We start from the raw sequence: 17,967 nt of genomic DNA, 5'->3' as shown, positions 1-17,967 counted from the left end.
TTGCTGCGGCCTGGAGATAACGAGCAATACAAAAAGGCTCGATACCATCGAGCCTTTTTAAGCATACGCACAGAAGGCGCTTGACGCGCTTTATCACTTTTGCTGCGGTAGCTTCTCTTTCAGATAGGGGCCATCAAGCAGTGCATTCTGCCCGGTCCGCAGCGCCATGCTATTGGCCTGTATTGTCAGCGGCATGTAGTTGGGCGCGGCACGGGCAATCGCTGCGCTGACCAACATCCCGATCAAGCCACCGTTGGAATTGTTCGGGGAATATTGCATGCGCTGCGTGTTTTTCCAGAGCTCTTCACCGGTTTTACTGACAAGCCGGTACTCAAAGTCCACCGTCACTGTCGTCGACAGAATGATGTACTGCGCATCCCACTGGTTGATGGTCACAAACAGCACCGCATCGGCCCCAAACATCTTGGCGATGGTCTCGGGCGGTTGCTCATGCACGCGCTCAGGCTCGTAGAAGCCCTCCTGCTCCAGCACCATCTTGGTCGTGTTCACCGGAAAGACGTAGTAGCCTTTTTCCGCAATCGGCACGGGCAATGCGCTCAGCACATAGTTGGGTGCATCCACATCCAGCGACTTGTTGACGATCGGCACGACGACGATCGAGCGCGGGTTGGCGGCTTCATAGGCGGCCAGATCGCGCTTGGGCGCTGTGGTTTGGCAGCCTACCAACAAAGCGCTGCTTGCAAGCAGCAGCAAGGTGGAGATTCGAGAGATGAGACTCTTCATGATGTGACTTCCCCGTTCGCCTTTTTGTCGCTGGTTGCCGGGGTCGCTTTGGAGCGGCTCTCCAGCGTCTTGATCATCGAATCCATCAGCGTGCGGCTTTCCGGCCAGAGTTCGCGCTCCTTGTTGTACTGCGCGATGGCCTCATCGGTCTTGCCTGCCTGCAGGTAAAGCGATCCCAACTCGGCATACAGACCTGGTGCCACCTTTTGCTTGGCCTGCGCCATCGCAGCGATATGGGTTTCCAGCTTGGTTTGCAGCTCTACCACCGTCTCTGGGCTCTTGTAGGTGCTGTAGAGCGCGGCATCGTAGCCACCCCACTCGTACAGATTCTGATTGGTTGCGCAACCCGTCATCAACGCGAGCGCCGCTCCCGCAGCCGCATACCGGGCAGCGGATCGCAGCCCTTGAACATGCTTGTCGAAAAACTTCATGTGTACTGACTCTTAGCGAATGTCGAACGTCTTGGTCACACCGTCACCCACGTAGAACTTCTCGTTGATGAACGTGTTGCCACTGCCTTGCACCACGAGCTGATGCGTTCCGGGCTCTACTTGCAGGGCCGCTTGCCCTGCCTGGAACTGACCTGCCGTGCCGACCTGCAGACCGTCCAGCACCACGGCTGCATTGCCCAAGCTTTCATGGGCCAGACGGAAAGTGATCTGTGGCTTGAGGGACACCACACCCTGTTTTTCGGTGGGCATCTGAACACAGGCGGTGAGGCTTGCGCCTGCAATCAGTGCACCTAGCACCAGCGTGGCTCCACGCAATCCCTTGAACATCATTTTCACTTTCCTCCCTCATGCAACACGACCAGAGAATTGGCTGGGTGCTTGCCCAGATCGCCCGAGACCACACTGGTGACGGCACCTTCGTTGAGTTCGTTGTCACCAAACAGCGCATCCACACGCAGCTGTGCAATCTTCTGACCTGGCAAGGTGATGATGGCACCGGTCTGCGGCGACTTGATCTGCTCACCAGCCGTCTGCACCGCCAGCGTCATGCCCGGTTGCAGCCCCTGGCTCTTGCCACCGCTGATGTAGATACGGCCGCCTTCCACCTTGAGAATTGCAGTCGACCAGGGGCGGCGATTCATTTCAGTGGAGAGCTTGCTCACCGCTTCAGATACAGCCTGACGGATGGCAGCATCATTGAGCGTGCCGTCATAGCCGGCCCGCGAGCCAAAACCAAAAGTGGACGACACCTCATTGGATGCTTCGCCCGCACCGGATGTGGCAAAAAATACATGGCCCGTGCGCGTATCCACCAAACGGATATCGACCTTGGCAAATGCCACCTGCTTTTTCGAAGCCGATGCAAAGCCAGAACTGCCAACCGTCTTGCGCCCGAACTCGGAGAGGGAGCCGACAATCAGAGCATCAACGCCAATCAAGTCGAGCTTTTGCTGGACCAACTGGCTTTCTGCCTGGACCTTGCTGATGTCTGGACGTTCAAACACCAGGTAAGCACCCGATTCCGTCAACGCCTTGCTGAACAGATCCGTCACCTGCTTGCCCAACGGATCTCCATCCTTGTCGCGCAGCAGGGACTGGCCATAGGCCGTTTCATTGGACAAACGTCCCAAGGCGACCTTGCGCTTGAGCGTTGGCGTAGCCGTTGCCTGCGCAAGGGTGCTGGCTTGCGCTGCTTTTTGCTCAGTCTGCGATTGTGGCGCCTGCTTGGTCTCGATCGGCGCTTGCTGCGTGGCGCACCCTCCCAAGCTCAGCAATACTGCCACTAGTGCACCTGAAGTACCCGCTTTTAATGCAAATCGCATTTCTCTTCCTTTTGCGTTCAATCCCATAAATCAGCTTTGGTGTCAGAATCCGGACGACTGTCTTTGCGCATAGAGATGCCAGACCTTTGTCCTGCCAAAAATAAATCACTGGAGCGAGTGCCCAACTATAGGTTAAGTTTTATTGCTTTTGTGACAGGCAGTAATTGTATGGTCTACGCGGCTGCATCCCACTCCATGGAGAAAACCGTGAATGCCCAGTCGCCATCGCTCGATAGAGACTGGAATTCGCTCGGTCACCCCATGTGTAGCAGCGGAGGCTGAGACCCGATCCGTCGCCATGCATCATAGAAATATGAAGACGCTGCAAGACCGGAGTTGACAAATTTTAAGATTTGAACAACCACACTCTCGCCAAGCCGTTCCACCTGCACAACACTGCCACTGAACTGCAGCGGCAAACTACTCTCTATTGGACGACTTCAAAAATCTCTGTACCTATGCACCCATTACTTGGACACAGCCTGCTGCTCTCAGGCATTGCCTTGGCAATACTGGCCCAGCTTGGAATGGCTATTTTTGTGTTCAGATCTCAACCCTTAAAATTTCTGCTCTGCTTATTGGTCCCGTTTTATACCGTTGTCTGCGCTCAAAAAACACCGACAGGAAAGCGCTTTCTGGCAGCTTGGTACGCAGGGATAGCGATTTTTGCCATAGGAGGTGTACTGTCCAGTTAAGCAACAGGGGGTATGCATAGTGGCCAGAATGGCAAGGCGCTTGCTCAGCGCGCCTCTTGGATTCAAGCGCCGTATTTCTTATGCGCCGGCTCAATTTTCCTGTGGTCGCAGTCAAAGAAGAAATACGCCGACTTCACTCCCGCCTCACCCTGGGCTCAACGTCGCCACACAGGGGATTTTTAGTATGGAGGAATGAAACTTCCAAAGCCCTCCTCCCGAGCTCAAGCAGCTGGCCTCATCATCGGCGCACTGGCTCTAGCCAACATCCTGACCACATGGGTGCTAATCAGCAACCTGGATGCGATGCTCTACCCCGTCGAGGCCGACGCCATCATGATTCCCATAGCCAACAACTTTCTCAATTCGCTGCATCTCTTGCTCTGGTCAAGCCTGGGCATCGTCCTGCCCAGGCATCACATCGGATGGCGCATCGCGAGTCGTATTCTGGTTGGGGTAGCCGCCATGTATGCCCTGGCGTTGGTGGTGTATTGGTGGTACCCGTTTCACTATTTCGCGGGTGCATCATTTCTGCCGACCGTGGTGGCCTGTACATGGACTCTCTGGTTGCCCCTATCCAAACCGCAAGATCGGCCCACTCCCCATGCCTCAGATCCTAGGGGTGATGCGCCGGCTGGTAAAGGCAGCGCAGCCCAGCAGCCCCATCGATAACAGCACCAACATTCCATCTGACAGCCCAGGAACGGGAACGGCCACAGAAGGAGGAATAACCACAGGCGCAGCAGCCTCCCCGTCGTCATTGGCAATCTGAATGGAAGCCACCGATGTGCCCGCCAGCAAGCTGTAGTCGCCAGGGTTGGCCGCTGGTGCGATGGCAACCGACACGGTGACCTGGCCATCGCCTCTCACGGTATTGGCGGTGGCCGTGATCGTGCAGCTCGCCGTGCTGGCGCCCACTGCAATCTCCAGCGGACCGGCGCAACCACTGTAGCGCGCAGCGTCCCCCGAGGTGCTCAGCCCCACGGTCAGCGCAGTCTCTGCAGGCCGGCTCAAACTCAGGGTGCAGCTAGCAGTCTGCCCCTCGGAATCCAACAGCTGCGCCTTATCGCACTGGATGGAGGCCGTAGGCGGCACCACTTCGAAGTTGGCCGATACCGAGGCCAGTGGCCCGACCACTTCGATATTGTCGATAGTACCCACAAAGCCGCTGGAGCCATTGCCGGCGCCACCCTCGATTGCAAAGACCACCATGTCGGCAAAGCGCGGGTCGGCCTGGAAGTCCGAAAATGGCCGTCGGATGTTGGGATCAAAGCCACCTTGCGCCGCACTGCGCCCTTGCCAAACGATGCCGTGGAGCATATCGGCGGTGGTCCATTGGCCCAGTCCCACACCGTGCACGCCGGCGATGTCCGGGGTGTAGACCAGGGTCTGCGTATGCACCCCTTGCGCATTGCGCAGGTACAGCCGCAGCACGGGCGCCTGGTCCACCACATCGGTGCTGTGCACCAGCCATTGGTAGGAGACGGTGGTCAGCTCCGACAGCTTGCCAAAGGTCGCCGCAGGGTAGTAAGCCAGTCCCGCCTTGGACGAGGTGACGGGCAAGTCAAGGCGCAGTGAGCCATTGCCGCTGTTCGGGAAATCGGTAGTGACCTGCGCCAGGCCCGCGCCTGTCAGTCCCACCTGCCCCCACTGGTTGGGGCCACTGCTGCCCCATTGGAATGTCGCCTCCGGCACCACATCCGCTGCAGCCACCACGGCAGCGCTCGCGCCCTGTGCCCATAAGCATGCCCAAAACCAGACCGCGCCCACTGAACAGATGCGAAACAACAGCTTCATAGTCACTCCAAACGTTGGAACGCATTGTTGTTTCTAGATGTAAACAAGTCCAGCGTTTTATTATTTATTTCTATCGCACTGATGTTTTTTGGGGATGTGTGGGGGTGCCAGCAGCAACGGTGTCAGCACCAGAGCTGCGGTCATTCCGCTGTTTCACGATGCCAGCGCAGGCTCAAAAAGCCCAGCACCAGCGCAAAGACCGTCAGCAGCACCAGCACCAGCCCGCCCAGCTTGGGAGCGGGTCTGGACAGGACGCCAGACGCTTGCTCGGTCACGGCCTCCATGCTGTGCCGCACGCGGTGGTACACCGTCTCATCGTCTTGCACTCGCGTACTGGCCGCCGCATGCATGTCCGTACCGGGCAAGGCTACCCCTTGCGCCCATGCGCTGGCCAGCCGTCCTGCGTAGGCCCCTTGGCTCTCTGCCGCCGTGTGCTGCGACACCAGGTTGTAGTCCGCCGACATGTCTCGGGACGAGACAGCAGTGGGCACGGCATGCGCGAGCAAGCAGCCCGATGCCATCCACCACCCCAGGATCAAACGCCTGCACAACCTCATTTCAGCAGCCATATACAGAAATTAACAATGTTGCTAACTATCGGACCGGGCCCGCTCACGGTCAATCCCCAAAATTAGTGAATATGTACTACGGCTGTCCTGCGCGTTGCAGGCTAGTGCTGGTGCCCGTCTGCGTCTCCAGTCACGCGGTAAGACCGCCCGATTTGGATGCCGCAAACGCTTCCCGGCCTTCTCAGCGATCCCATCAGATCAAAATACCAGCACCATCTAAAAATTGCGTGCTATAATCGACGGCTTAGCGGCTGTAGCTCAGCTGGATAGAGTACTTGGCTACGAACCAAGGGGTCGTGGGTTCGATTCCTGCCAGCCGCACCAAACGTAAAGCCTCAGAGTAGCAATGCTCTGAGGCTTTTTCGTTATTGGGTATTGGGCAGTGCCTGGCTCTTTCACACCCATCCATGAAAAAAGCCGATTTCCATGGCGGAAACCGGCTTGTGGTCAGCACAGCGCCTACGCGCTGATTGCTTATTTGCTTGGGCGAATCAGCACATACTGCGTCCACTCACCCCGGCGGAACAGCACATTGACGGGCTTGGACTTGTCGGCCTTGGCCACGGCAGCGTCAAACTGCTTGACGTCATTGATCTCGGTATTGGCAATCCCCAGGATCACATCGCCTTGCTTGAGACCAGCACGGGCAGCAGCCTCATCGGCCGACACAATCTGCACGCCCCCCTTGAGGTGCATGGACTTGCGCTGTGCATCGGTCAGATCCGTGACGACCAGGCCCAGCTGCTGGGCAGCGGTGGAAGGCTTGGACTTCTCTGGCTCCTTGCTGGTGGCCGCCGCATCTGCAGCGGCATCTGACGGAATCTCGATGATGGTGATCGGCAGGTCCAAGGTCTTGCCACGGCGGAACACCGTGACGGTGCTCTTCGAGCCTGGCTTGGTATTGCCCACCCAGCGCGGCAGATCCGCGAGCTTCTCCAGCGGCTTGCCATCGAACTTGGTGATGATGTCGCCCGCTTCCACGCCGGCCTTCTCCGCAGGCGAGCCGCTTTCCACACCCGTCACCATCGCGCCCTGGGCCTTGCCCAGACCGATGGATTCAGCCACATCCTTGCTCACGGTGGAGATTTGCACACCGATCTTGCCGCGCACCACGCGGCCGGTCGCGCGCAGCTGGTCGCTCACGCGCACCGCTTCATCGATAGGAATCGAGAACGAGATACCCATGAAGCCGCCCGAGCGCGAATAAATCTGGCTGTTGATGCCCACCACTTCGCCGCGCATGTTCAACAGCGGGCCGCCCGAGTTGCCGGGGTTGATGGCCACATCGGTCTGGATAAAGGGCAGGTAGTCACCGGTATCGCGCTGCTTGGCCGAGACAATGCCGGCGGTCACCGAGTTTTCCAGGCCAAAGGGCGAGCCAATCGCCATCACCCACTCGCCCACACGCAGGCGGTTCACATCGCCAATCTTGACGGCGGGCAGGCCGGTGGCGTCGATCTTCACGACGGCCACATCGGTGCGCTTATCGGCGCCCACGATCTTGGCCTTGAACTCGCGCTTGTCGGTCAGCGTCACGATCACTTCATCGGCGCCATCGACCACATGCGCATTGGTCATCACATAGCCGTCAGCCGTCAGGATAAAGCCCGAGCCCAGGCCACTGGGCACCTCATCGCCATCGGCGCCAGGTCGCTGGGGGCGTTGCTGCTTGGGAATGCTGGGCACCGGCAGACCAAAGCGCTTGAAGAACTCCAGCATCTCGGGGTCGAGGCCGCTTTGGCTTTGGCGGTTGGACACCTTCTCCATCGTGCGGATATTGACCACCGATGGACCCACCTGGTCGACCAGGTCGGTGAAATCAGGCAGGCCACGCACCACGGCAGGTGCGGGGGTCTGGGCTGCTGCCGGCAGCATCATTGCGCTGCTGACGGACAGGATGGCCGCCAGCGCACTGATCTGAAAAGGCTTCCAACGCTTTAGAGACATATCACTCCTCAATTTGACAATATGGCGGCAGCGCATGCGCAGCGGTTCAAACGCTTTGCCCATGGTGCCGTGCCGCAATTGGAGGGGCAATAGGCCTCAAGGTTCCAAGCGTGCATCACCATCAGATAGGCGGTAAACCACAGGTTTCAAGCCTCGGTGCGCGAAAGGCATAAAAAAACACCTGCCAGACAGGTGTTTTTCAAAGGGTTCAGCGCATCATCAGCACAGGCGCGATGCCTTGTCGGCGCAGCCATCGCTGCGCTTTTCGGCATTGAAAGTCGCATTGCGCAAGAAGCCCGCTGGCATCTGCAGATTGGCGGTGCCGCCAATCTGGCCGCGTGCCGCCAGCAATTCATCCAGGCGCGGATCACGCAGCATGATGCTGGAGTTCTGGCCCACCGTCACTTGCTGCTGCACCAGGCCTTGGGCATTGGACGCCGCTGGCCTTGGCGATGCAGCCGATGCAACCACCTGCGGCGCAGCAGCACCTGCCATCTGCTGGCGTGCCTCTTGGCCGGCGCCACCCGAGAGCAAGCCGATACTGTTCCAGCCCACCATCGCCACAGCGGCCACGGTGGCAAAGCCGGCCACCATCTTCCAGCGGAAAACCGAGTGGTTGGCGGCATCCTGCGCGCCAGCAGCCGGCTTGACGGCCTGCACAGCGGCTGCGGCCACGGCCGGCACGGCGACCGCGCCTGGCGCGGGCTGGCCCTGGGCCACCAACGGCGGCTCCAGCGCCAGCTTGGCATTGAGCGCATCCAGAAATGCCAGGCTGTCGGAGCACGGCGCATGCGCCGAGCGCATCAGATCGCCAATGACCTGGTAGGACTGCACCGAGGCGTAGCAGGCCTCGTCCTGGGCCAACTCCGGCAGCTCGGCCAGCAGCTGGCTGAGCGCCTGGTCGTCCAGCTCACCATCGACCCAGGCGGACAGCTGCTCACAGGCTGCCTGCGTGCTCTTGTTCGATGCTTGGTTTTCGAGATTCATAGCCATATTCCTAGCGGGCCCCAGGCCCTTGCAGCCAGTCATCACACTCATATCAGCTACCAACGCTTGCCAGACTGGCGTTCAAGCATGGGCTTTACCTTGGCGGAAATCGCCTCGCGGGCGCGGAAAATACGCGACCGTACCGTACCGATGGGGCAATCCATCGCAGCGGCAATGTCTTCATAAGACATGCCTTCAATCTCGCGCAGCACGATAGCCTGTCGCAGGTCCTCGGGCAGCGCGTCCATCGCCGTGTTCACAGCCTGGGCAATTTCCTGGGCGGCAATCACCGTTTCTGGCGTCTCATCGGTCGTTAGTTCACGCCCGGGCACATAAGTTTCATCGTCATCGTCTTTTCCGCGCAGCGCACTCTCGGTCATCACCGGATTGCGGCTGAGCTCGACCATCGCCTTCTTGGCGGTATTGACGGCAATCCGGTAGAGCCAGGTGTAGAACTGCGCGTCGCCCCGAAACTGCGGCAGCGCGCGGTAGGCACGCAAAAAGGTCTCCTGGGCCAGATCGGGCACCAGATCCACATCGCGCACCATGCGCCCGATCAGGCGCTCGATGCGGCGCTGGTACTTGAGCACCAGCAGGCCATAGGCTTTTTGATCTCCTGCCACCGTGCGCTGCACCAGGTGCAGATCGCTGTCATTTGCATTCGGGGTACTGGCCGTTGGCGTTCCCGTCATAAAAGAGGCCCTCTTGGCGCTACAAGCTTGCAGCTATTGTTGTGGTTGTTCAGCTGTAGGCTTACACCTGATGGATGTTCTGCGGTTCAGCGGCAAGCGACGAGTATAAAACCCGACGAATATCCGGCCAGCGCTCTGGATTAGCGGCTTTCGCCACAAGCAGCCACTGACCGGGACCCCGGCTTGGCAGCCCCTGGGCCTGCAGCAATATCCAGGATTGCCCATCCATCAGCACAGCCAGTTGCGCAAGCGCATGGCGCTGCTCCAGCGCCAGCGGGCCCTGCCCAAGGCACCACTGAGAGCCGGTCCAGCACAAACAAGTTCCCCGCGGCCACAGCGGCATGCGCCAGACCACGCCGATGGCCAGCGCCAACACCAGCACCGCCAGCGCGCGCGGCAGCGCCGAAGGAGCTGCTGCATGCATCCAGACCAGGCACAGCACCGTGACCAGGCACACCCAGCCGGCCAACAGCAGGCGGACGCGGCTTGGGCCCACCAGCGCAAAGGACTGCAGGGCCATCAAGGCAGCTGGGCGATGCTGGAGCATGGCTGGGCGGCTATTGACAGAGGCATCACCCCATTTTGCAATGCAGCCATCAGCGATCCCGCAGGGCAAACCCCGTGTTGAAGCTCCAACACCGTGTTGACCGGGGCAGCGCAAAAACAACAAAGGCCTCTGTCACAGAGGCCTTATCCAAGCGTGGCTGGGGCGGCGCACCAGGCGCCAACCCGCATCAAACCCGTTTGAACACCAAGGTGCCGTTGGTGCCGCCAAAACCAAAGTTGTTCTTGACGGCGATGTCCAGCTTGGCGTCGCGCGCGGTGTTCGCGCAGTAGTCCAGGTCGCATTCCGGATCCTGGTCCACCAAGTTGATGGTCGGGGGAATCTTCTGGTCCTTCAAGGCCATCACGGTAAAGACGCTTTCCAAACCGCCAGCACCACCGAGCAAATGGCCGGTCATGGACTTGGTCGAGCTGACCACCAACTTCTTGGCGTGCTCGCCCATGGCAGCCTTGATGGCATTGGTCTCATTGAGGTCTCCCAGCGGCGTGGAAGTGCCGTGGGCATTGAGGTAGTCCACCTGGTCGGCGTTGACACCTGCATTGCGCAGAGCGGCCAGCATGGCGCGGCGCGGGCCGTCCATATTGGGCGCGGTCATGTGACCGGCGTCAGCGCTCATGCCATAACCCAGCAACTCGGCATAGATCTTGGCACCACGGGCCTTGGCATGCTCGTACTCTTCGAGCACCACGATACCGGCACCCTCACCCAGCACAAAGCCATCACGGCCCTTGTCCCAGGGGCGCGATGCCGCCTTGGGATCGTCATTGCGTGTGGACAGCGCGCGCATGGCTGCGAACCCCCCCACACCCAATGGAGAAACAGTTGCTTCGGTACCACCTGCAATCATGACGTCGGCATCGCCGTACTCAATCATGCGACCGGCTTCACCAATGCAGTGCAAACCTGTCGTGCAAGCAGTCACCACCGACAGGTTCGGGCCCTTGAAGCCAAAACGCATCGATACATGACCTGCGACCATATTGATGATGGACGCGGGAACAAAGAAAGGCGTGATGCGACGCGCACCACGGCGCTCATATTCACCGTGCGTGTTCTCGATCAGTGGCAGGCCACCAATACCAGAACCAATCACACAGCCAATACGAGTTGCGAGCTCTTCATCCAGTGCCTCGCCCAAAGGCAGGCCGGCGTCTTTCACTGCCTCTTGGGCAGCGGCAATGCCGTAATGAATGAAGGAGTCCATCGTGCGTGCTTCCTTGGCACTCATATAGGACTCAAGATCGAAACCTTTGACCTCACCTGCAATCTTGCAGCTGAAATCGGTGGTGTCGAACTTGGTAATGAGGTCAATGCCGGATTGACCGGCCAAAATGTTGGACCAGGCTTCAGCAACCGTGTTACCCACGGGGCTGATGCAACCCAGACCAGTCACGACGACGCGACGGCGACTCATGCGTTACAACTTTCTTGTTGATCTCTCGGAAGATTGGCAGCAAGACACTTGCGCCACAAGGGCGCCAAGTGCATGCGCAATCAATTAAGCCTTTTGGTGGCTGTTGGCGTAGTCGATGGCGTTCTGCACCGTCGTGATCTTCTCTGCGTCTTCGTCAGGGATCTCGATCTCGAACTCATCTTCCAAAGCCATCACCAGTTCCACGGTGTCCAGCGAGTCAGCGCCCAGGTCGGCTACAAAAGCCTTTTCGTTCGTTACTTGAGACTCTTCCACGCCGAGTTGCTCGGCGATGATTTTCTTGACACGTGCTTCGATATCGCTCATGGTTTCCCTCTGGGGGTTGTGAATGAACCCGCGATTCTAGCTGCTTCAGCAATACCTGAGTGCAACTTGCCGTCGCGAGGAAACGGCATTCAACTTTCGTCAAATCTACATATACATGCCGCCATTGACATGCAACTCCTGCCCGGTCACATAACCGGCGCCATCTGAGGCCAAATAGACCACAGCGTTGGCAATGTCTTGCGGCTGTCCCAGCTTGCCCAAGGCAATCTGCGACTGCAGTGCTTTCTTCTGCTCTTCGGGCAACTGGGCCGTCATATCGGTCTCGATGAAACCAGGCGCCACGCAGTTGACCGTGATGCCACGGCTGCCCAGCTCCTTGGCCAGCGAGCGCGTCATACCTGCCACACCCGCCTTGGCGGCCGCGTAGTTGGCCTGACCGGCATTGCCCGATGCACCCACCACACTGGTGATGCTGATGATACGGCCAAAACGCTGCTTCATCATCGGACGGATGGCGGCGCGGCTGGCACCGAACACGGCCTTCAGATTGGTGCCCAGCACGGCATCCCAGTCCTCGTCCTTCATGCGCATGGCCAAGGTGTCGCGGGTGATACCGGCGTTGTTGACCAGCACATGCAGACCGCCCTGGGTCTTGACCAGACTGTCAATCAGCGCGTCAACGGCAGCGCCATCGTTCACATCCAGTGCCACGCCACGCGAGCCGGCAAAGGCCGACAGCGCTTGCGAGATCTTGGCAGCGCCGTCTTCGGTGGTTGCCGTGCCGATCACCTGGTAGCCGGCAGCGCCGAGTGCCTGGGCAATGGCGGTGCCAATGCCGCGCGATGCGCCAGTAACGAGGGCAACTTTGGCGATTGAGGTGGTTTCCGTCATGCAATGGCTCCTTTGGTTTCTTGCAAAGTGGCGGGATCATACAGGGCCACACCCACGAGTTCGGGGTCGATGCGCTTGGTCATGCCGGTGAGCACCTTGCCCGGGCCGCATTCGACCAGGTGGGTGGCGCCCAGCGCACGCAGGCGCTGCACACACTCAACCCAGCGCACAGGGCCAAAGGCCTGGCGGTAGAGCGCATCACGGATGGCATCGGCATCGGTAGGCAGCGCCACATCGATGTTGTTGAGCACAGGAATCTGGGGCGCAGCCAGTTGCAGCTCTGCCAGCGCCAGCTTGAGCTTTTCAGCGGCGGGCTTCATCAGGCTGGAATGGAAAGGCGCAGACACGGGCAGCGGCAGCGCGCGCTTGGCACCGGCTTCCTTCACGGCCAGGCTGGCCGCTTCCACCGCAGCCTTGGAGCCGGCGATGACCGTCTGGCCAGGGTCGTTGAAGTTCACCGCCTCGACCACTTCAGCGCCGCCCAGCTGGGCCGTCACCTGGGCGCACACGGCCTTGACCTTGTCGGCATCCAGGCCCAGCACTGCCGCCATGGCGCCAGCACCCACAGGCACGGCCTCTTGCATGGCAGCGCCCCGCAGGCGCACCAGCGGCGCGGCCTGGCTCAGGGTCAGCACACCGGCAGCCACCAGGGCGGAATACTCGCCCAGCGAGTGGCCAGCAACCGCTATCGGCATGGGGCCGCCTTCGGCTTGCCAGACACGCCATGCCGCCACACCAGCGACCAGCATCACGGGCTGGGTGTTGGCGGTCAGCGCCAGCGTTTCTTTGGGGCCGTTCTGGATCAGCGCGCCCAGGTCTTCGCCCAGCGCATCCGAGGCCTCTTGCAGCGCCTGGACAACGGCGGGGTGGCCACCCCAGGCATCGAGCATGCCCACGGACTGCGAGCCTTGGCCCGGAAATACAAATGCAAAAGCGCTCATGTCTCGGTTCAATCAGTTTTTTATCAATCAGCGGATGACAGCGGTCTCGGCAACGCCGAGACTTGCTACATCGTCAGCAGCACCGCACCCCAGGTGAAGCCACCGCCCACGCCTTCGAGCATCACATTCTGCCCGGGCTTGACCTGGCCGCTGCGCACGGCGTGGTCCAGCGCCAACGGGATCGAGGCCGCCGAAGTATTGCCATGCTGGTCGACGGTGACGACGACCTTCTCCGGCGCGAGTTTGAGCTTGCGCGCCGTGCTCATCATGATGCGCAGGTTGGCCTGGTGCGGAATCAGCCAATCGATATCGGCTTCCTGCATGTTCGCCTTTTCCAGCGCGGCGCGTGCGGCCTTGTCCAGCACACCGACGGCGAGCTTGAACACCGCCTGGCCATCCATGCGCAGCAGCGGCGAGCCAATCACCTGGCCACCCGAGACATTGCCCGGCACGCACAGAATGTCGACATGGCTGCCATCGGCATGCAACTCGGTGGCCAGGATGCCGGGCTTGTCAGACGCCTCCAGCACCACAGCGCCGGCGCCATCGCCAAACAGCACGCAGGTGGTGCGGTCATTGAAGTCCAGAATGCGGCTGAATACCTCGGCACCCACCACCAGCACGCGCTTGGCGCTGCCGGACTTGATCATCGAGTCCGCCACCGTCAGTGCGTAGACAAAACCGCTGCACACCGCCTGCATGTCAAACACCGGGCAGCCATTGGCAATGCCCAGCTTGTGCTGCAGGATCGCGGCGGTCGAGGGGAAGACCATGTCCGGCGTCGAGGTTGCGACGATGATCAGGTCGATATCGCTGGCCTGGATATTGGCGGCCTGGAGCGCGTTCTTCGAGGCCTCCAGCGCCAGATCGCTGGCTACGACATCAGGCGCTGCAAAATGGCGCGCCTTGATACCGGTGCGCTCCACAATCCACTCGTCGGAGGTTTCCAGACCGCGCGTGGCCATCTCAGCGGCCAACTCATCATTGGTGACACGACGTGGCGGCAAGTAGCTGCCAGTGCCGATAATGCGGGAATAAATACTCATCGAATTCAGGTAGGAGACGTCACGGTTTTGGCAGCAGCATTGCTGTCTGCCGACATCAGCAGGGGCGCTGCCGTCTGAATCTTGGTCTGCACACGCCCCAGCAAATCATTGCGGGCGGCATCATAGGCGCGCCGCAAGGCATGCTCATACGCCACCGCGTCGGCCGAGCCATGGCTTTTGAAAACCAGGCCGCGCAATCCGAGCAATGCAGCCCCATTGTAGCGGCGGTGGTCCACCCGCTTCATCAAGCGCGCCAGCACCGGGTAAGCGATCACTGCGGCGATCTTCGTGAGCAGGTTGCGCTTGAACTCTTGTTTGAGCCCGTTGCTGATCATGCTGGCCACGCCTTCGCTGGCCTTGAGCGCGACATTGCCGACAAAGCCATCACAGGTCACGATATCGACCGTGCCCTTGAAGATGTCATTGCCTTCGACATTGCCGTAAAAATTGAGGTAACCCGACTGGCCAGCGGTGCGCAGCAGCTCGCCGGCGCGCTTAATGACCTCGCTGCCCTTGATGGCTTCTTCACCAATATTGAGCAGGCCAACGGTGGGGTTTTCTTTGTTTTCCAGGGCGCTGACCAAGGCCGAGCCCATGACGGCGAACTGCAGCAGATGCTCTGCACTGCAATCCACATTGGCGCCCAGGTCCAGCACCGTGGTGGCGCCGCCCTTGGCGTGGGGAAGTTGGGTGGCGATAGCCGGACGATCGATGCCCTCCAGCGTCTTGAGCACATAACGGGCAATGGCCATCAGCGCCCCGGTATTGCCCGCCGACACGGCTGCCAGCGCGGCGCCTGTCTTCACCTGGCTGATGGCCACCCGCATCGAAGAATCCTTCTTCTTGCGCAGGGCCACTTCCACCGGGTCATCCATAGTGACCACTTCGCTTGCAGGCACGATGGTGGCACGCTCGTGCTGAAAAGACTGCAATGCCTCAGCCTGCCCGACCATCAACAGATGGGCATCAGGGTGGCTATCCAAAAACTTCTTGCATGCGGGTAGCGTGACACGGATACCTGCGTCCCCACCCATGCAATCCACGGCCAGTGTGATCATTCGTTCGGTAATTCTTTGACGTTGTTCGCACCGAGTTCCAGCTCGGCGCGCAGCGCGCCGCAAACTGGCAAGAAATAAAAAAGGCCCGCGCTACTATGTAGCTGCGGGCCTTTTTTATACAGCTATGGCTTAGGCTTCCGACTTGTTCTTCAGCACTTGGCGGCCACGGTAGAAACCGTTGGGGCTGATGTGGTGACGCATGTGGGTTTCACCGGTGGTGGGTTCCACAGCGATGCCAGGCACGTTCAGTGCGTTGTGCGAACGGTGCATGCCGCGCTTGGAAGGGGATTTCTTGTTTTGTTGAACAGCCATGATGGCTCCTGAGTCTTGAAAGGGTTGGTGACATGGCCTGCGCAATCACAAACGCATGCCCGAAATTTACGCGACTAGCCCATTAAAGACACGAGGGATTCGCGCGAAGCCTCAAATTATAGCAAAGATCGCAAGCAGGCTTCAAGCCACCCGAACTAGGATTGGTTTTTATCGATGCGCAGCGATGCCAGCGCCGCGAAGGGATTGGCTTTTTCCGCAGGGCGGTCGTCAAAATCCTGGGTGGCGGACTCCAGCTTCACATCGACGGGGCAGACTTCGTGCATCGGCACCATGGGCAGGGCCATCAGCAGCTCATCCTCGATCAGCTCCAGCGCATCGATCTGGGGCGCCAGCACCAGCACATCCTCTTCGCTCTCGTCATCGAGCGCCGCCGCCGTGGCCTCGTCCTTCACAAAGCGGAAGGAGCGGCTGCTCTCCACCGCCACATCCACCGGGCGCATGCAGCGCTGGCACTGCAACTGCACCTGGGTTTCGGCATGCAGATGCAGCCAGGCCTGGCCGGGGCCGCCGGTCGATTCCACCCATTCACCATCGAGCACCCAGCGCACGGGCTCGGCCGCAGCGGCCTCGCCGCGCTGGTCTTCGGCCAGCAAGCGGGCCAGCTGCCCCAGGGGCAACTCGCCTTCCAGCGAAGCGTTTTGGTGGGCAAAAGCCTTGATCTCAAGGCGATTGACTGAAAATTCCTTTGTCATGCGCGCCAGTGTAAGAGAATCTGGGCATGTCTGAATCCCTGATGCCCCGCGCCCTTGTACTGGGCTCCACCTCCCGCTACCGGCGGGAGCTCCTGTCGCGCTTTCGCCTGCCCTTCGAGACCGCCTCGCCCGATGTGGATGAAACCCCACAGCCCGGCGAAAGCCCGGCCGCGCTGGCGCTGCGCCTGGCGCTGGCCAAGGCCCATGCGGTGGCCGCCCAGTACCCCGATGCCATCGTGATCGGCTCAGACCAGGTCGCCGACCTGCACGGCCAGCCGCTGGGCAAGCCGATGGTGCATGACAAGGCCGTGGCGCAGCTGCGTGCGATGAGCGGGCAAAGCATGCAGTTCCACACCGCCGTGGCCGTGGTCTGCCAGGCCACTGGCTTTGCGCAGGCCGATACCGCTGTGGTGCGCACCGTGTTCCGCCCGCTCGAAGACGCTGAGATCGAGCGCTATCTGTTGGCAGAAACGCCCTATGACTGCGCCGGCAGCGCCAAGAGCGAAGGCCTGGGCATCACCCTGCTCGACGCCATCGAGAGCGACGACCCCACCGCCTTGATCGGCCTGCCCTTGATCCGCACAGCCCGTTTGCTGCGCGCTGCCGGACTGGTGTTGCCATGAACCAACAAACGACCAAAGGGCGCCTGTTCCTGGTGCCGACCCCCCTCGATTTTGGCTGCGCCACCGAGGCGCCGCTGACCGATGTGCTGCCGCTGCACACCGTGCAAGCCGCCGCCCGCATCACCCACTGGGTCTGTGAGAACGCCAAAAGCTGCCGCGCCTTTCTCAAGCGGGTGGATGTGGTGGCGCCCCTGGCCCTGCCGCTGCAGCAGCAAAATATTACCGAGCTGCCGCGCGAAGCCCATAAAAAAGGCGACCACCTCCCGCAGACCAGCGCTGGCAGCGACAGCAGCAGCCTGATTGCCGCTGCGCTGCAAGGCCATGATGTGGGCCTGGTGAGCGAAGCGGGCATGCCCGCGATTGCCGACCCCGGCAGCTCGGTGGTGCGCGCCGCCCATGACGCGGGCATCGACGTGGTGCCGCTGGTCGGCCCCACCTCGCTGCTGCTGGCACTGGCCGCCAGCGGCCTCAATGGCCAGAACTTTGCGTTTGTCGGCTATGTGCCCAGCGACGCCTCCGACCGCAGCGCCCGCCTGCGCGAGCTCGAGCAACTGGCGCTGCGCCAGGGCCAGACCCAGATCTTCATCGAGACGCCCTACCGCAACCAGGCGCTGCTGGGCGCCTTGCTGCAGACCCTGCAGCCCAACACGCGCCTGTCCATCTCCAGCGGATTGACCCTGGAGAGTGCCAACACGCAAAGCCGCCTGGTCAAGCAGTGGAAACCGCTCAACACCCACCTGGACAACCGCACCCCCATGGTGTTTGCCATTGGCCGCTAAGCCTTGTTAATGGCTGCAGCCGTTGCGGCACACCCATGAAAAAAGCGGTGCCTGGGCACCGCTCAGGTTGCTGATAAACCCCCGTTTTTTCAAACGGGGGTTTTTTCTTGTCAGTTTGCAAGCCGATGTGCAGACCTT

General features: G+C 60.5%; 22 protein-coding genes and 1 tRNA gene. 5 read left to right on the top strand and 18 right to left on the bottom strand.

All coding sequences use genetic code 11. From position 1 onward, the window contains the following. Positions 1–93: 93 nt before the first annotated feature. The 4 genes from WH265_RS23510 to WH265_RS23495 are packed head-to-tail and all read right to left on the bottom strand — an operon-like array spanning position 94 to position 2,545. Positions 94–744 (bottom strand): DUF799 domain-containing protein, encoded by a 651-nt coding sequence (locus WH265_RS23510; RefSeq protein WP_339559839.1) that lies wholly within the window; start codon positions 742–744, stop codon positions 94–96. Then, positions 741–1,175 carry a DUF4810 domain-containing protein gene (locus WH265_RS23505; protein ID WP_339559838.1) on the bottom strand — a complete coding sequence of 145 codons (435 nt, stop codon included), beginning with the start codon at positions 1,173–1,175 and terminating at the stop codon, positions 741–743. The genes WH265_RS23510 and WH265_RS23505 overlap by 4 nt, the downstream gene beginning before the upstream one ends. A 12-nt stretch (positions 1,176–1,187) precedes the next feature. After that, positions 1,188–1,526: a hypothetical protein gene (locus WH265_RS23500; protein ID WP_116927115.1), complete on the bottom strand. Its 339-nt coding sequence runs from the start codon at positions 1,524–1,526 to the stop codon at positions 1,188–1,190. A 2-nt stretch (positions 1,527–1,528) separates the two neighbouring features. Further along, complete coding sequence (locus WH265_RS23495; RefSeq protein ID WP_339559837.1) at positions 1,529–2,545, bottom strand: CsgG/HfaB family protein; 1,017 nt, start codon at positions 2,543–2,545, stop codon at positions 1,529–1,531. 326 nt (positions 2,546–2,871) lie between these two features. On the opposite strand from WH265_RS23495, the gene WH265_RS23490 reads away from it, so the two are divergent. Together WH265_RS23490 and WH265_RS23485 are read left to right on the top strand one after the other, a co-directional pair. Next, the gene (locus tag WH265_RS23490; protein ID WP_339559836.1) at positions 2,872–3,213 is read left to right on the top strand and encodes a hypothetical protein; all 342 of its coding nucleotides are present in this window, start codon (positions 2,872–2,874) and stop codon (positions 3,211–3,213) included. 192 nt (positions 3,214–3,405) lie between these two features. Next, on the top strand, positions 3,406–3,882 hold the full coding sequence (locus WH265_RS23485) for a hypothetical protein (RefSeq protein WP_339559835.1): 477 nt from the start codon (positions 3,406–3,408) through the stop codon (positions 3,880–3,882). Here the strand turns inward: WH265_RS23485 and WH265_RS23480 are convergent. Next, positions 3,820–5,007: a hypothetical protein gene (locus WH265_RS23480; protein WP_339559834.1), complete on the bottom strand. Its 1,188-nt coding sequence runs from the start codon at positions 5,005–5,007 to the stop codon at positions 3,820–3,822. The two genes, WH265_RS23485 and WH265_RS23480, sit on opposite strands and share 63 nt — an antisense overlap. A gap of 140 nt (positions 5,008–5,147) precedes the next feature. Then, complete coding sequence (locus WH265_RS23475; protein ID WP_339559833.1) at positions 5,148–5,498, bottom strand: hypothetical protein; 351 nt, start codon at positions 5,496–5,498, stop codon at positions 5,148–5,150. 325 nt (positions 5,499–5,823) lie between these two features. On the opposite strand from WH265_RS23475, the gene WH265_RS23470 reads away from it, so the two are divergent. Beyond that, positions 5,824–5,900, top strand: a tRNA-Arg gene (locus WH265_RS23470). A gap of 150 nt (positions 5,901–6,050) precedes the next feature. Here WH265_RS23470 and WH265_RS23465 read toward each other — a convergent pair. The 12 genes from WH265_RS23465 to WH265_RS23410 form a co-directional block, all read right to left on the bottom strand. Then, complete coding sequence (locus WH265_RS23465; RefSeq protein WP_043341130.1) at positions 6,051–7,523, bottom strand: DegQ family serine endoprotease; 1,473 nt, start codon at positions 7,521–7,523, stop codon at positions 6,051–6,053. A gap of 219 nt (positions 7,524–7,742) precedes the next feature. Beyond that, positions 7,743–8,510 (bottom strand): sigma-E factor negative regulatory protein, encoded by a 768-nt coding sequence (locus tag WH265_RS23460; protein WP_339559832.1) that lies wholly within the window; start codon positions 8,508–8,510, stop codon positions 7,743–7,745. A gap of 56 nt (positions 8,511–8,566) precedes the next feature. Next, positions 8,567–9,202: an RNA polymerase sigma factor RpoE gene (rpoE, locus tag WH265_RS23455; RefSeq protein WP_182343191.1), complete on the bottom strand. Its 636-nt coding sequence runs from the start codon at positions 9,200–9,202 to the stop codon at positions 8,567–8,569. Between the two features lie 61 nt (positions 9,203–9,263). Then, positions 9,264–9,722, bottom strand: a complete 459-nt coding sequence (locus WH265_RS23450) for a hypothetical protein (RefSeq protein ID WP_339559831.1) — start codon at positions 9,720–9,722, stop codon at positions 9,264–9,266. Positions 9,723–9,936: 214 nt separating this feature from the next. Beyond that, the gene (gene fabF / locus WH265_RS23445) at positions 9,937–11,181 is read right to left on the bottom strand and encodes a beta-ketoacyl-ACP synthase II (RefSeq protein ID WP_021027955.1); all 1,245 of its coding nucleotides are present in this window, start codon (positions 11,179–11,181) and stop codon (positions 9,937–9,939) included. 84 nt (positions 11,182–11,265) lie between these two features. After that, complete coding sequence (gene acpP / locus WH265_RS23440; protein ID WP_021027954.1) at positions 11,266–11,505, bottom strand: acyl carrier protein; 240 nt, start codon at positions 11,503–11,505, stop codon at positions 11,266–11,268. A gap of 105 nt (positions 11,506–11,610) precedes the next feature. Further along, entirely contained in the window at positions 11,611–12,357 is a 747-nt protein-coding gene (gene fabG, locus WH265_RS23435) for a 3-oxoacyl-ACP reductase FabG (protein WP_339559830.1), read from the bottom strand. Beyond that, positions 12,354–13,298, bottom strand: a complete 945-nt coding sequence (gene fabD, locus WH265_RS23430; protein WP_339559829.1) for an ACP S-malonyltransferase — start codon at positions 13,296–13,298, stop codon at positions 12,354–12,356. Before fabD ends, fabG begins: the two co-directional genes overlap by 4 nt. A 65-nt stretch (positions 13,299–13,363) precedes the next feature. Continuing rightward, positions 13,364–14,344 (bottom strand): beta-ketoacyl-ACP synthase III, encoded by a 981-nt coding sequence (locus WH265_RS23425; RefSeq protein ID WP_312988766.1) that lies wholly within the window; start codon positions 14,342–14,344, stop codon positions 13,364–13,366. A 5-nt stretch (positions 14,345–14,349) separates the two neighbouring features. Further along, positions 14,350–15,402 (bottom strand): phosphate acyltransferase PlsX, encoded by a 1,053-nt coding sequence (gene plsX, locus WH265_RS23420; RefSeq protein WP_021027950.1) that lies wholly within the window; start codon positions 15,400–15,402, stop codon positions 14,350–14,352. Between the two features lie 129 nt (positions 15,403–15,531). Beyond that, a complete protein-coding gene (gene rpmF, locus WH265_RS23415) occupies positions 15,532–15,714 on the bottom strand; it encodes a 50S ribosomal protein L32 (protein ID WP_021027949.1) in 183 nt (60 codons plus the stop codon). A gap of 155 nt (positions 15,715–15,869) precedes the next feature. Then, positions 15,870–16,427 (bottom strand): YceD family protein, encoded by a 558-nt coding sequence (locus tag WH265_RS23410; protein ID WP_339518259.1) that lies wholly within the window; start codon positions 16,425–16,427, stop codon positions 15,870–15,872. Positions 16,428–16,453: 26 nt separating this feature from the next. Here WH265_RS23410 and WH265_RS23405 point away from each other — a divergent pair, with 26 nt between their 5' ends. Both WH265_RS23405 and WH265_RS23400 read left to right on the top strand, forming a co-directional pair. Then, entirely contained in the window at positions 16,454–17,050 is a 597-nt protein-coding gene (locus WH265_RS23405) for a Maf family nucleotide pyrophosphatase (protein WP_339518261.1), read from the top strand. Beyond that, positions 17,047–17,829 carry an SAM-dependent methyltransferase gene (locus WH265_RS23400; RefSeq protein ID WP_339559828.1) on the top strand — a complete coding sequence of 261 codons (783 nt, stop codon included), beginning with the start codon at positions 17,047–17,049 and terminating at the stop codon, positions 17,827–17,829. Before WH265_RS23405 ends, WH265_RS23400 begins: the two co-directional genes overlap by 4 nt. The last annotated feature ends 138 nt before the right edge of the window (positions 17,830–17,967 follow it).

Origin of the sequence: Comamonas sp. MYb396 (genome assembly GCF_037479555.1) — a bacterium.
In the GTDB taxonomy this organism is placed as follows: Bacteria; Pseudomonadota; Gammaproteobacteria; order Burkholderiales; family Burkholderiaceae_C; genus Comamonas.
Note: the sequence above shows the minus strand (reverse complement) of the source record. Positions and strands in the feature narration are given on the sequence as shown.